Below are 12,453 nucleotides of genomic sequence, written 5' to 3' on the forward strand. Positions count from 1 at the left end.
TTCGCAGGCTTAGGTGCTCGATCTTAGCGAAGCGGCGGGTGCGCCGGCTCAGCCCACTCCGGCGTAAGAGTGCAGTCCGACGGTAACCAGGTTGATGAAGAACAGGTTGAACACCATCGCGACGAAGCCCACGACGTTGATCCAGGCGGCCTTTTTGTCGCGCCAACCGGCGGTCGAGCGGGCGTGCAGATAGGCGGCGTAGACCACCCACGCGATGAACGACACGGTTTCCTTTGGATCCCAACCCCAGTAGCGGCCCCACGCCTCCTCGGCCCAGATCGCACCGAAGATGACGCCGAAACCGAACACCGGGAACGCGAAAATCGTGGTGCGGTAAGCGATCCGGTCCAAGGTCTGCGGGTCGGGGAGCCTGCGCACGACGCGCGCGAGCGCGCCGTCGGTCTCGGGTTCGCCGAACCGCGACATCTTGAGCAGGAACAGGATGCTGGCGACGCCTGCGACGAGGAAGACCCCGGAGCCGAGGCTGACCACCGACACGTGGATCGGCAGCCAGTAGGACTGCAGCGCCGGCATCACCGGCGCGGCGTTGGTGTACAACCAGCGGCCCGAAACCGTCAGCAGGATCAGCACCGGCACGAGCACGAAGACCCACAGCGCCCGGTACTGCGGGCGCCGCAACACCACCGCAGCGGCCACCAATCCGCAGAAGCTGGTGAGGTTGATGAACTCGTACATGTTGCCCCACGGAACACGCGAGGTCGCCAGGCCGCGAAGCACGATGCAGACCAGCAGCAGGCCGATGCCGAGGTAGGTCAGCGCGAGACCGGCGCCGCCGATGCGCTCGTCGATCGGGCGCCGGGGGGCCTCGGCGACGACGCCGGGTCCGGCGCTGTCGGCACCCACCGCGACGGAGGCGAGCTCACGGGAGTCGGCCTTGCGGCTGCGGGTGTAGGCCAGCTCGACGGCCAGTAGCACCATCGCGCCGACCAGTACCAGGACCGACGACGTGAACGCCCAGTCGGAGTACCGGGCGAGGCCGATGTCGATCTGTACGGTGTTCATGCGCGATCCGCCTTCGCTTCTCGCTTGGTATTCATCTCACCTTCTCTCCTGCGGCGCGCGTCGGCGTCGCATCGGGAAGCAGGCGCTGCGTCAGTCGCTCGAACTCGTCGCCCCACCCGGAGTTGTCGGTCCGCGCCAGCCCGCCCAGCTCGACGGATACGGTACCCGCGCCTGCGGGAACGATCCGAATCCAGACTCGGCGCCGGCGCACGACCAGGGACACCAGCAGGCCGGCCATCATGGTCAAAGCGAACACCAGCACCCATACCTGCGCGGGGTCGTGGGAGACCTGCACGTTGATGAAGGGCACCGCTCCGTCGAACCGCACGACGGTGCCGTCGTCGAGGCGCGTCGACTCACCCTCGCCGAGGTTGACCCTCGCCTTCTTGGTCAGCCGGCCCTGTTCGATCAGGCGGGGGTCGAGGGTGAACAGCGACTGCGGCCGGCCGGTGTCGAGGCCGGTGTCGCCGCGGTAGATGTCGACGGCGACGGCCGGGTCGTTCAGCGCGGGGAAGCTCGACGACAGCAGGGCGCCGTGCAGCAGTTCGGTGGGCGCGAACAGGCCCTGGATCGCGAGCTGGTTCTTGCGGCGATCGTCGGCGTCCGGGTATGTGCCGCCGGGCGGGTCGAAGCGCATCACGCCCGACGAGAGCAGCGTGGTCGGGTCGTCGGGACGGAACTGCAGCGTCTGGGTACGCGACTGCCCGTCGGGGAACGTCACCGTGAACGTGGGAGCGTAGCCGTGGCCCTGCAGATAGATCCGATCGCCGCCGACGCGCAGCGGGTGGTTGACCTTCAGGTGGTAGGGCCGCCAGGTACCGGATGCGAGGTCGCCGGCCGCCTGGTACTCGATGTCGGCGGCGAACGACGTCGCCTGCCCCGTCGGCAGATAGTCGGCATCAAAATCGTTGACCCGCAAGCAGATCGGATACAGCGAGGTGCCGTCGACGGTGTTGCCCGCGCGGAACGAGTCGAAGGCCGCGGGCGATGCCGAGCAGAACCCGGGTCCGCCGTCGGCGATGACTATGACGTTGCCCTCATAACCGAACAACTTGCCCGCCGCCACCGCCACGAGGAGGCCGAGCAGCGAGAAGTGGAACACGATGTTGCCGAACTCCCGCAGATAGCCCTTCTCCGCTGAGATCTCGATGACGTCGCCGTCGTGGCGAGTGGCCGTGCGCCACCCGCGCAGCCGGTCTTTCACCGTCACCGCCAGCGCGTCCGGATCCGCTTCCAGTTCTGCGCCATGGTGTTTGGGCAGCCGGCTGAGGTTGCGTGGCGCCGCCACGGGGGTCGCCCGCATGCTGCGGAAGTGTTCGATCAAGCGCGGGGTCAGGCAGCCGACGAGCGAGACGAACAGCAGCACGTAGATCGCCGTGAACCAGAAGCTGGAGAACACGTCGAAGCCCTGCAGCCGGTCCAGCCACGGAGCGATCGTCGGATGCTCGGCGATGTACTGGTCGACCTTCGCTTCGTTGAGGCTGCGCTGAGGCAGCAGGGCGCCGGGTATCGCGCCGAGCGCCAACAGGAACAGCAGCACCAACGCGGTGCCCATCGACGTCAGCGTCCGCCACGTGTTGCGGATCAGCGCGAGCACGCTCATATCGGCAGGGTCACGTCGCTGACGAACGCATCGCGGACCCAGGAGACGAAGTCGTTCCAGACTCCGGTCACCAGCGCGGCGCCGACGAGGATCAACAGCACGCCGCCGAAGATCTGGATCGTGCGGCTGTGGGTGCGCAGCCACGCCAGGCCCTGCACAGCCCGGGCCGATCCGAAAGCCAACAGCAGGAACGGGATTCCCAGGCCCAGGCAGTACGCGACGACGAGCGCGACGCCGCGGGCGACGTTGCTGCCGTCCGTCGCCGAAGCGACCGCGATCACGCCCGTCAGCGTGGGACCGAGGCACGGAGTCCATCCGAGCGCGAACACCGCGCCGAGCAGCGGGGCGCCGCCGAGTGTGGAGATCTGCCGCGGGGTGAACCGAGCCTCCCGCTGCAGGACGGGAATGAACCCGACGAACACCAGCCCCATCACGATCGTCAGGACGCCGCCGATGCGCTGCAGCAGAAGCTGATTGGTGATCAGCGACGTCGTCATTCCCAGCACCGCGACCGTGCCCAGCACGAACACGACCGTGAAACCCGCGACGAAGAGTGCGGCCGCGCCGGCCACCCTCAGCCGCGTGGTGCGAGCCGCGCCGCGGGTGGCCGCGCCCGTCGAGACCGACGTTTTGGCGGATTCTTCCCGCGATTCTTCGCCAGAACGTCGGTGTCGGCGAACCAGGTTCGGGGCGTCATCGGCGTCGACACCCACGACGGCGGCCAGATACGACAGGTAGCCCGGCACCAGCGGCACCACGCAGGGCGAGGCGAACGACACCAGCCCGGCCAGCGCGCTGACGAGCAAGGCCAACAGCACCGGCCCCCCAGCGACCAACTGGTCCACCTGATTCAGGCTCATGCCTTCGGCTCCGGTTCGGCCGCAAGGCGTTGCACTACCGGTTGGAGATCCTCGGCGAGCAGTTCGCGCAGGAAGACCGCGGCGACCCGGTGTTCGCGGTCCAGCACCACCGTAGAGGGAATGACCGTGGTCGGGTAGCGGCCGCCGAACGCGATCATGGTCCGCATCGGCGGGTCGTAGATCGAGGGGAAGGTGACCTTGCGGTCGACGATGAAATCCCGTGCGGCGTCGCGGTTCTGGTCGCGTACGTCGATGCCGAGGAATGCCACACCGCTAGCCTTGGTGGCGTCGTAGACCTGCTGGAGCTGGGTGATCTCGGTTCGGCACGGCCCGCACCACTGCCCCCACACGTTGAGCACCACCACCTTGCCCGCGAAGTCGTCGAGCGAGATCGTCTTGGCCGGGTCCATGAGGTCGGGACCGCTCACCGGTCCCGGGCGGCCACGGTCGGCCGGCGGGTCGTAGAAGATGTCGGTCTGGCCGCCGGGCGCGACGAACTCGAATGTCCCGCCTTGCGCGACGGCGTCGTCACCGGTGGAGCAGCCGGTGAGCGCGACAATCGCCGCGCCCACCAAGGGGACCCACCGCCTCACTGCCCTGCCAGCTCCGCGTAGCCCCAGCCGACGAACGTGTCGCCGTGAAAGTAGAACGAGGTGAGCGAAGCCAGGTTGCACCGGCGTCGGGTCGGAAAGTGGTGCAGCGCATGACCGGTCATCGACCGGCGCAACGTCTCGACGGGCAGTTGATGGCTGACGCACACCGCCTCGTGGCCCTCGGCCTTCGTTCTCGCGCGCTGCAGCGCGGCGGTCATCCGCTCGGCGATCTCGTGGTACGGCTCACCCCACGACGGTCGCCGGGGATTGCGCAGATGCCACCAGTTGCGCGGGTTGCGCAGCGCGCCGTCACCCGGCGAGACCCGTTGCCCCTGAAAGATGTTCAGCGATTCGATCAGGTCGTCATCGGTGTCGACCGACAGCCCCAGGCCGGCCGCAATGGGTGCCGCGGTCTCCTGCGCCCGGTCCAGCGGCGAGGCGACCACGTAGACGACGTCGCGCGACGACAGCCAGTCCGCGACCGCCTGCGCCTGCGCCCGACCGCGCTCGGAGAGGTGGTAGTCGGGCAGCCGTCCGTACAGGATCTTGTCCGGGTTGTGCACCTCGCCGTGCCGCATCACGTGCACGATCGTCTTCTCGGTCATGCCGGTGAGACCGCCTCCGCAGCGGCGCGCGCGGCGCGCGGCAGGGCTTCGGCGATGCGGTCGAACGCCTCGTCGTCCAAAGCCGTTGAGACGAACCAGGTCTCGAAAGCGCTCGGCGGCGGATACACGCCGGCGTCGAGCAATGCGTGGAAGAACGCCGGAAAGCGCCAGGTCTCGGAGGCTCGCGCCGAGGCGAAGTCGGTCACCGGATCGTCGGTGAAGAACACGCTGAACATGTTGCCGGCGCGTGGAATCTGATGTGCCACACCGGCTTCGGTCAATGCGGCGGCCAGCAGTCCGGTCAGCCGGTTGGCGTTGGCGTCGAGTCGGGCGTAGGCGGCTTCGTCGGCGGCGCGCAGCGTCGCCAGCCCCGCCGCCATCGCGACCGGGTTGCCGGACAGCGTGCCGGCCTGGTAGACGGGTCCCAGCGGAGCCAGTCGCTCCATCACCTCGGCCCGGCCGCCGAACGCGGCGGCGGGCAGACCGCCGCTCATCACCTTGCCGAAGGTGAACAGGTCGGCGTCGACGGGATCGAGGCCGTACCAGCCGGACCGGCTGACCCGGAAGCCGGTCATGACCTCGTCGACGATCAACAGCGCACCGTGCTCGGCGGTGACCCCGCGCAGTGCCGCGTTGAAGCCCGGCAGCGGAGGCACGGTGCCCATGTTGCCGGGGCTCGCTTCGGTGATCACACAAGCGATCTCGTCGCCGAAGCGCGCGAACGTCTCCTCGACGGCGGCGACGTTGTTGTACGGCAGCACGACGGTGTCTGCGGCCGCGGCGCCGGTCACACCCGGCGAGGACGGCAGCCCGAGGGTGGCGACGCCGGACCCAGCGTCGGCCAGCAGCGCGTCGCTGTGTCCGTGGTAGCAGCCGGAGAACTTCACGATCTTGGCGCGGCCGGTGTAGCCGCGGGCCAGCCGGATGGCGCTCATCGTGGACTCGGTGCCGGAGTTCACCAGGCGCAGTCGTTCGACCGGCGCGACCCGGTCGATGATCTCGGCCGCCAGTTCCGACTCCGACGGGGTCGGCGCGCCGAACGACAGCCCGTCGGTCACCACGCGCTGCACCGCTGCGACCACGTCGGGATGGGCGTGGCCCAGGATCATCGGTCCCCACGAGCAGACCAGGTCGACGTAGCGGTTGCCGTCGGCGTCGGTCAGCCAGTAGCCGCCGGCCGAGGTGATGAACCGGGGGGTGCCGCCGACCGAGGTGAACGCCCGCACCGGCGAGTTGACCCCGCCCGGAATCAGGGCCGAGGCCTCGGTGAACAGCCGCGCCGACGCCTCGGTGGCGATGTGGTCAGCACGCATGGCCACCAGTGTCCCAGCCGCCCCCAGACCGTCAACTACGGGGTACTACGGGGTGTAGTGGCTCACCGGCGGGCGAGCGCGAACGTGGGGTGATCGGCATCGGACGGCAGCTGCGCCCAGTAGGAGTCGACGACCTTGCCCGCCAGCGGCCGGTAGGCGGCGATGATCGGCCCGCGCTTGTCCACCGGTACCTCCGTGGCCACATACGCCACGTCGCCGAGCGTGACGTGCGGGTTGGCGCGGACGTTGCGCACCCACTCGGCCTCGCCTCGGGTGGACACCAGATATTTGACGCCGTCGACCTCGGGGACCACCACCGGGATGTGTTGCGGCTGCTTGCTGACTCGTTTGGTCACCGTCAACGTCTGGCTGTTGCCGACCCCCGTCGCCATCGCGATCCTGTTGAAGATCTTGCGCACGAACCACGGGGGCTTGAGGTAGGTCATGGTTTCTGAGTTTGATGGGTGTCATGCAGCTACCGCAATGGCTCGCGCGGTTCAACCGGCGGGTCACCAATCCGGTCCTGCGCCTGTGCGCCGGTTGGGCGCCGACGATGGGGATCCTCGAGCATGTCGGCCGTCGATCGGGACGTAGATACCGCACCCCGCTGACGGTCTTCCCGACCAAGGACGGCGTGGCGATCGTGCTGACCTACGGGCCGGATCGGGACTGGCTGAAGAACATCGCGGCTCGCGGTGAAGGCCGAATAACCCGCTACGGCAGGACCTTCACCGTCAGGGACCCGCGGGTGATGGCGAAGCGCGACGCGGCGCCGTCGGTGACCGGATGGATGCGGCCCGTCTTCACCCTGTTGCCGTTCGAGCACGCGGTGCTGCTGACGCGCGGATGATGTTTCGCCTACGACGTCTCGCCCGACAGGTCGAACTCACTCAGGATCTCGTCGATGAAGCCGCCGGCTTCAAGAGCCGCGGTATCGACGTCGCGTGCCGCGATCGCCTCGACCAGCCGGCCGTGGTCGATGACGGCGGTCGCCGGCTGCTCGGCCGCGGTCGCGACGCTGGCCCGCACCACCTCGGTGAGCCCGCGGTACAGCTCGCTCAGCACGACGTTGTGCGACGTCTGCACGACGGCCATGTGGAATTCGGTGTCCGCCCGCGCGAACGCCTCAGGGTCGTCGGCCGGGGAGATCTCGTCACGGCGCTCGAGTAGCCGTCGCAGCTCGGCCAGGTCAGCGGCGGTTCTGGCGCGAGCGGCCAACCGCGCCCCCTCCACCTCCAGACAGCGCCGCACCTGGAGCACTTCGCGCAGTTCGGCGCCGCACAGTCGGCGAACGGCGCCGGACACCTCGCTGGTGGCGCGGACATAGGTGCCGTCGCCCTGGCGGACCTCCAGCAAGCCGCTGTGCGCCAGCGCCCGAACCGCCTCACGCACGGTGTTGCGGCCCACGCCGAGCGCTGCGGCCAGTTCCGGCTCGGTGGGGACGCGGGTGTCGACCGGCCATTCGCCCGACGCCACCGACGCGCGCAGCTGCTCGATGACCTGGTCGACGAGGCCGGTCCGGCGCGTTGTCGCGAGAGTCACAGCCGACGCCTTTCATCCGATCATGGGATGTATGAGACCCTACAACACGTGACTTCCAGCAGGCTCGGCGACGCGGTCGACGAGAACGGCCACGGCGCCGACCAGACGCCGGTGCTGGCCGGGCGGGCGTTGCTGGTCGTCGCGGTCGTGCTCACCGCGCTCAATCTGCGTCCCGCGATCACCAGCGTCGGGCCGCTGCTCGGGCACATGCGCACCTCGCTGGACGCCTCGGCGACGTGGGCCGGCCTGCTGACCACGCTGCCCGGATTGTGCTTCGCGGGCGCGGGCCTCGCGGCGCCGGCGCTGGCCCGGCGGTTCGGACTCGGACGCGGGATCGCCGGCGCGCTGGTGGTCCTGATCGTCGGGCTCGTCGTGCGGCCCTTCGACGGCGCCTTCGTCGTCCTGGGCGGCACCCTCGTCGCCACCGCGGGCATCGCGCTGATCAACGTGCTGATCCCGGTTGTCATCAAGGACGCGTTCCCCGCCCAGATCGGCGTGATGACCGGCGTCTACACCGCCGCACTCCAAGGCGGCGGCGCGTTGGGCGCGTCGGCCAGTCCGGTGCTCGAGAAGGTGCTCGGCGGGTGGCGCGAAGCCCTGGGCGGCTGGGCGTTGCTCGCGGTGCTGGCCTTGGCGGCCTGGCTGCTCGGCGGCAGGAATCTCGGCAAGGCCGATGTCGGCGTGACCGCCGCGCCGCGAGAACGTTCGCTGATGCGCAGCGGGCTGGCGTGGACGGTGACGTTGTTCTTCGGCAGTCAGGCGTGTCTGGCTTACATCGCGATGGGTTGGCTGCCCGAGGTCCTCATCGACAGCGGCCTGTCCTCGACGCAGGCGGGTCTGCTGAGCGGTCTGACGTCGCTGCTCGGGGTGCCGATCGCGCTGATCGGCTCTCCGCTCGCCGCTCGGTCGTCGAGTCAGGCACCGTGGGTTCTGGCACTGGGCGTGGCGGGAGTGACCGGCGTCGTCGGCCTGCTTCTCGCGCCGGCCGCCGCACCGCTGCTGTGGAGCACGCTGTTCGGAATCGGCCTGGGCGCCTTCTCACTTGCCTTGACGATCATCGCGCTGCGAGCGCGCGACTCCGCAGACACGGCCCGGCTGTCCGGCATGGCGCAGGGCATCGGCTATCTGCTGGCCGGGATCGGCCCGTTCCTGTTCGGTGTGCTGCACGACGCGACAGGCGGCTGGACCGTGCCATGGCTGATGGTGCTCGCCGTCTACGCCGTGCAGATCGGCGCCGGAATGCTGGCCGGCCGCAACCGATACGTCTGACGTCGTTTCGCAATTTTCGGGCGACTGGCTTTTAATTTTTTCTCGGGTATGGTCGCGATTTGATGCGGACGCCACGAAAAAAGGCGGAAGGAGAAATTGTGGCCAAGTCTCAAAACCTGAAAAAGCCGTCGATGACCCTCAAGGAACGCCGCGCCGCCAAGCGGGAAAGAACCGCTCAGGAGAGCATTCCGCGGCGCAAGCAAATAAGCCGCTAATTAGCGGATTTCGCGACCGGCCGGGATCCGCCCCGGCCGGCGCACCTTTTCGATGAACTGAAGTTCGCCGGGGCTTTTCAATTGCGCAGAAGCCACGCTGAGCAATTGCCCGAAACGCGTTTTCCCGCGAACCGCTATTCGGCCGTAGCCGAGGAGTCACGGGGCCGCAGCCGGGCCCGGATCGGCCCCTTCGCGACAGTCGTGAACGGGACGTCACACTCGAAAGTGCCGTCGAGCGACCGGATCTCCATGGCGCGCACGATGGTGGCCAGCGCCAGCGTCGTCTCCAGCCGCGCGAAATGTTCACCGATGCACGGCCGCCCGCCGCCGAGGAACGGCAGGAACTGCCAGCGGTCGCGGTCGCGGGTGTTCTGCGGGCTGAAGCGGTCCGGATCGAACTTCATCGGGTTCGGCCACAGCGCCGGATCATGGTGCAGCGCATACAATCCCACCGCCACCAGCGTGCCGGCTTCCACGCGATAGCCGTCGACCGCGATGTCGCGGGTCGCCAGCCTCGCGACTCCTGCCGCGGGCGGGCACAACCGAAGCGCCTCATGCAGCACCTGCACGGTGTATCCGAGCCGGGGAACGTCGTCGGGCGTCAACTGCCGGTCGCCGATGGCGTCGGCCTCCGCAGCGACCCGCGCCTGGACCTCGGAGTGATGCCCGAGCGCCCACAGCGAGTACGTCAGCGCCGTCGACGTCGTGTCGTGCCCCGCCAGCATGAAGATCAGCAGGTCGTTGGAGATGTCGTCGTCGGAGATCGGCGAACCCGTGTCCGGGTCCCGCGCCGCCATCAACGCCCGCACCAGCGGGGCGTCGCGTCCCGGATCGGTGCGGCAGGCGCGCACCATCTCGTCGGTGATCTGCTTCATCTCGGCGACCGCTCTGCGGGTGCGCCTGCGCGCGGGCGTGGGCAGCCAGCGCGGCGCGCGCACCGGGCGCAGCGCGCGGTCGGCGGTGTACGACGACGCGACGTGCATGCATCGGGCGATGGTGTCGGCACGCTCGTTGAGGTCGACGCCCAGCACCGAACGACCCAGCGATTGCATTGCGACTCTTCGGCATTCGACGTCGAGGTCGACGTCACCGCCGATGGGCCACCGCTGGACGAATGCTTGTGCCGCCGCAGCCATCTGGCCGCCGAAGTTGCGCACGTTCTGCTTGGTGAACACCGGCTGCAACGCGCGTTTGCGTGGGCGCCACAGAGCGTTGGGCAGCACGAAGAGACTGTCGCCGGCCATGTGGCGCACTTCGTCGTGGTAGATGCACCGCTCCGAGGAGGCGTCGGATCGTCCCAGCACGTCACGCATGCCGTTCGGCGACATCACGGCGACGATCGGCGGGATCACCTTCTTCGGCCCGAACTGAATCCGTGTGATCGGCCCACCGGCGTCGCGGATCAGTTCCTGCCCGGTGTCGAGCCTGCGGACCAGCTTGACCAGTTGCCGGATCGGCAGCGGGTTACGGGGAGCCAGCGGCAACGCGTGGACGTCGAGCGTGCTCGGCGAAGTCACGCCGGCACTCTACGCGGGCTTTTCGGCCTCGTCTTTGGACGTATCGCTCGCCTTGTCTGGCTTGTCGTCCGACTTGTCTTTCGACGTGTCGTCTGACTTGTCACTCGACTCGTCGGTCGAGTTCTCGTCGTATTTGGGGTTGCCGTCGTCGTCGAGCCAGTCGTTCACGGCGGTACCGGCAACCGCGCCGCCGGTGCCGGGCATCTTGGTCGTCGGCCGTTCCTCCTCGTAGGCCTTGTGCATCTCTTTGGCCTTTTCCCGATGCTCGTCGGTGATCTCGGGTTTCTCTGTCGGCTCGGATTCCTCCGGCTCGCTGGTGACCTGGTGGTGCTCGTCGGTCTCCGGTTCGGCTTTCCGCTGTTCCTCGGTCAGCCGTTCGTCTTCCTGCTGCTTGTCGTCGGTGCTCATTGCCTATATCTGCCCGAAGGTGTGATCGACGAAACAGAGATGCGCTAAGAAGTCGGCACGGCGCGCAATGCGGCGGGCAGGCTGGGCAGGAAGTGCCGGCGGGCGAAGGCCCGGATGTCGTCGGCCGATTCCAGCGGTTGTGCGCTCGGCAGCAAGAGGACCATCGCGGCGTACCGCAGGATGGTGTCGGCCAGCTCGTCGACGGCCCGCTCCCCGATCCGCTCGGCGAAGCCGGCCGGAAAGATGATGCGCAACGCGGCGGCCATCCGCTCGATCGCGGCCTCGTAGTGCGTGCGGGCGAGATCCAGCAGCAGCGCGGGCTCGTCGGCCAGCATCCGGTGCAGCACACGGTGGCGACGAAACTTCAGGATCGAGATGGTGAAGGCTTCGACATAGTAATTCGATTGCGGCCCAGCACGTTTCACCTCTTCGGCGATGTCGGCGAACAGCGCGATGTTCTCGCGCTCGATCACCGCGGCGACGAGTTCGTCACGATTGGCGAATCGTCGGTAGATCGTGGTGCGGCTGACTCCGGCGCGACGGGCGACGTCGTCGAGTGCGACCCGGCGGACACCGTGGCGTTCGAACTCGATGACTGCGGCGTCGAGGATCGCCTCGGTCGCCGAGTCAGGCCCGGGCATAGCCTCTTTGCGCATATCCGTTGTAGCGCAACCGCATCGGCAGGCGATCCCACAACCAGTTGACCGGCCGCGACCGCCAGAACGCCGCGAAGCGCTGGTAGCGCCGCTCCTGGCGCTCGCTCCAGGGCAGTTCGAGCAGTTCGCGAGCGCGCGGCGGCAGGCCGCCGGTCGTGAGGAACGCCGCGACGGGGTTGAACACCGGAGCGATCAGCCGCCACGCCCACGGCGGAACGCCTTTCGGGCACGGGAAGCCCTTCGTCACGTAGCCGACGCCGTACCGCGCGGTCTGATGGGCGACGACGATCTCGTCGAGCATGCGGTCCCAGTAGCGTTCGAACTCGTCGTAGTCGGCCGGCATCGGCCGGTCACTCACGCCGTAGCGGCGGTACCACGTCTTCGATTCGAGGTAGATCTGTTCCTTCTCCTCGCGGCTCAGCCGCTTGACGAAGGTGTCGGCGAAATAGAGCACCTGCTCGACGAACGTCGCGTGTGCCCAGAAGTAGGTCTCCGGGTCGAGCGCGTGGTAGCGCTTGCCGTCCGGCATCTCGCCTTTGATCTCGGTGTGGAAGTCGCGCACCTGGGAGCCGGGGTGGTCGTCATCGAGACCGTAGACGGTGTTGAAGATCGGCGGCAGGGAGCGTTTGACCCTGGCGGCGGTGTCGTCGAAGAACACCGAGTGGTCGAGCACGCCCTGGCCGAGTTCGGCGAGCATGTTCTGCAGCACCGCCGGCCGCGGCCCGATCAGATACATCCGGTTGTCCCCGAAGTAACGCCACACCAGCGATAGCGGACCCAACGGCAGTGCGTCCTCCGATCGGCTGTCGATGGACTTGTTCGTCTCGGCCAACTCGGTCATTGGCACAG

General features: G+C 68.2%; 14 protein-coding genes. 2 read left to right on the forward strand and 12 right to left on the reverse strand.

From position 1 onward, the window contains the following. Positions 1-48: 48 nt before the first annotated feature. From ccsB to A5663_RS18205, 7 genes are all read right to left on the reverse strand, one after another. Positions 49-1,023, reverse strand: coding sequence for a c-type cytochrome biogenesis protein CcsB (gene ccsB / locus A5663_RS18175; RefSeq protein ID WP_068152187.1), 975 nt, complete (start codon positions 1,021-1,023; stop codon positions 49-51). A 31-nt stretch (positions 1,024-1,054) separates the two neighbouring features. After that, positions 1,055-2,626, reverse strand: coding sequence for a cytochrome c biogenesis protein ResB (locus A5663_RS18180; protein ID WP_068152188.1), 1,572 nt, complete (start codon positions 2,624-2,626; stop codon positions 1,055-1,057). After that, positions 2,623-3,486: a cytochrome c biogenesis CcdA family protein gene (locus A5663_RS18185; RefSeq protein WP_068152191.1), complete on the reverse strand. Its 864-nt coding sequence runs from the start codon at positions 3,484-3,486 to the stop codon at positions 2,623-2,625. The genes A5663_RS18180 and A5663_RS18185 overlap by 4 nt, the downstream gene beginning before the upstream one ends. After that, complete coding sequence (locus A5663_RS18190; RefSeq protein ID WP_369816665.1) at positions 3,483-4,061, reverse strand: TlpA disulfide reductase family protein; 579 nt, start codon at positions 4,059-4,061, stop codon at positions 3,483-3,485. Before A5663_RS18190 ends, A5663_RS18185 begins: the two co-directional genes overlap by 4 nt. A gap of 14 nt (positions 4,062-4,075) precedes the next feature. After that, entirely contained in the window at positions 4,076-4,684 is a 609-nt protein-coding gene (locus tag A5663_RS18195) for a histidine phosphatase family protein (RefSeq protein WP_068152196.1), read from the reverse strand. Next, the gene (hemL, locus tag A5663_RS18200; RefSeq protein WP_068152199.1) at positions 4,681-5,997 is read right to left on the reverse strand and encodes a glutamate-1-semialdehyde 2,1-aminomutase; all 1,317 of its coding nucleotides are present in this window, start codon (positions 5,995-5,997) and stop codon (positions 4,681-4,683) included. The genes A5663_RS18195 and hemL overlap by 4 nt, the downstream gene beginning before the upstream one ends. Positions 5,998-6,059: 62 nt before the next feature. Continuing rightward, positions 6,060-6,443 carry a nitroreductase/quinone reductase family protein gene (locus A5663_RS18205; RefSeq protein WP_068152202.1) on the reverse strand — a complete coding sequence of 128 codons (384 nt, stop codon included), beginning with the start codon at positions 6,441-6,443 and terminating at the stop codon, positions 6,060-6,062. Positions 6,444-6,466: 23 nt separating this feature from the next. Between A5663_RS18205 and A5663_RS18210 the strand changes: the two genes are divergently transcribed. Next, on the forward strand, positions 6,467-6,847 hold the full coding sequence (locus A5663_RS18210; RefSeq protein WP_068152207.1) for a nitroreductase family deazaflavin-dependent oxidoreductase: 381 nt from the start codon (positions 6,467-6,469) through the stop codon (positions 6,845-6,847). Positions 6,848-6,855: 8 nt separating this feature from the next. On the opposite strand, the gene A5663_RS18215 is transcribed toward A5663_RS18210, so the two are convergent. Beyond that, entirely contained in the window at positions 6,856-7,539 is a 684-nt protein-coding gene (locus A5663_RS18215) for a FadR/GntR family transcriptional regulator (RefSeq protein WP_068152211.1), read from the reverse strand. 48 nt (positions 7,540-7,587) lie between these two features. On the opposite strand from A5663_RS18215, the gene A5663_RS18220 reads away from it, so the two are divergent. Further along, complete coding sequence (locus A5663_RS18220; RefSeq protein WP_369816663.1) at positions 7,588-8,808, forward strand: MFS transporter; 1,221 nt, start codon at positions 7,588-7,590, stop codon at positions 8,806-8,808. 349 nt (positions 8,809-9,157) lie between these two features. Here the strand turns inward: A5663_RS18220 and A5663_RS18225 are convergent, their stop codons facing one another. Genes A5663_RS18225 through A5663_RS18240 form a run of 4 tightly spaced genes read right to left on the reverse strand, consistent with a single transcriptional unit; the run spans position 9,158 to position 12,445 of the window. Next, the gene (locus tag A5663_RS18225) at positions 9,158-10,540 is read right to left on the reverse strand and encodes a cytochrome P450 (protein WP_068152222.1); all 1,383 of its coding nucleotides are present in this window, start codon (positions 10,538-10,540) and stop codon (positions 9,158-9,160) included. A gap of 9 nt (positions 10,541-10,549) precedes the next feature. Next, the gene (locus tag A5663_RS18230) at positions 10,550-10,948 is read right to left on the reverse strand and encodes a hypothetical protein (protein WP_068152224.1); all 399 of its coding nucleotides are present in this window, start codon (positions 10,946-10,948) and stop codon (positions 10,550-10,552) included. A 44-nt stretch (positions 10,949-10,992) separates the two neighbouring features. Further along, positions 10,993-11,589 carry a TetR/AcrR family transcriptional regulator gene (locus A5663_RS18235; protein WP_068152225.1) on the reverse strand — a complete coding sequence of 199 codons (597 nt, stop codon included), beginning with the start codon at positions 11,587-11,589 and terminating at the stop codon, positions 10,993-10,995. Next, positions 11,576-12,445 carry an oxygenase MpaB family protein gene (locus tag A5663_RS18240; RefSeq protein WP_068152229.1) on the reverse strand — a complete coding sequence of 290 codons (870 nt, stop codon included), beginning with the start codon at positions 12,443-12,445 and terminating at the stop codon, positions 11,576-11,578. The genes A5663_RS18235 and A5663_RS18240 overlap by 14 nt, the downstream gene beginning before the upstream one ends. Positions 12,446-12,453: the final 8 nt, after the last annotated feature.

This window comes from Mycobacterium sp. E740 (assembly GCF_001672895.1).
Taxonomy (GTDB): domain Bacteria; phylum Actinomycetota; class Actinomycetes; order Mycobacteriales; family Mycobacteriaceae; genus Mycobacterium.